Raw genomic sequence first — 818 nt, 5'->3', positions numbered from 1 at the left:
TCCTGCAGGCCCTCGACAAGCTTGTCGAAGCCGGCGACATCGACGGTCACGCTACCTTCGGGCTTTTCGCCGGGGAACGTCATCTCGCCTTCCAGCGCGATCTCCGTGTCCTTGTTCTTCACGGTGCTGTGGCCAAGGACGACCTTCGGCGTCTTGGCCATGAAGTCGACTTTGAGCTGTTCGCCGAATTCGGCCGACAGCGGCGGATCCTGATTGAGATCAAAGGCTTCGATCGCCTTCTTCGCCATGCTGTCGAGGTCGATGTTGGCGCCGCCGAAGTTCAGGTCGATGTCGGTGGGCAGGAGCGCGACGCTCCAGCTCGGCACGAGCTGCTGCGGCACGGTCAGCCCTGACGCCTTGATGCCATAGGTGATTTTGCCATTCTGGGCGACTCCGTCAGTGCCGAACGCAGTGCTGAGTTGCGTGGCGCCGAAATTGCCGACCGGACTTTCCACCGCGAAATCCTTAAAGCCGTAGGTTCCCTCGACACGCTCCCAAAGCGGCAATGCGGCGAGCAGAAGCGATTTGAGTTGCGCCTGGTTGGCCTTCAGCGTCGCCTCGTCTTCATTGGCCACGCCAAATGCCAGCAAATCGAGCAACGGCTTTGTTCGTACGCCCTTGCCGCTGGCTTCGATCGACAGTTCCGGCGACCTGACGGTGACCGGGAATTTCAACCCGCTCTCCGGATCGTCGAAGTTGATCGCTTCGACAAAGCTCGACACCTTTTGCGAGGTGGTGAAATCGACGCCGCCGGTCGCGGACTTGGTCGCGGCAATGGTCGCAGTGCCAGCCCCGGTGCTGGCCTCCATGTGCTGCTT

Annotated in this window: 1 pseudogene; it reads right to left on the bottom strand. The window is 61.0% G+C overall.

The window, feature by feature from the left end:
• Window positions 1–818, bottom strand: a pseudogene (locus EN993_RS36370) (hypothetical protein); the annotation flags it as partial.

This window comes from Mesorhizobium sp. M7D.F.Ca.US.004.01.2.1, assembly GCF_003997785.1.
Lineage (GTDB): Bacteria > Pseudomonadota > Alphaproteobacteria > Rhizobiales > Rhizobiaceae > Mesorhizobium > Mesorhizobium loti.
Note: the sequence above shows the minus strand (reverse complement) of the source record. Positions and strands in the feature narration are given on the sequence as shown.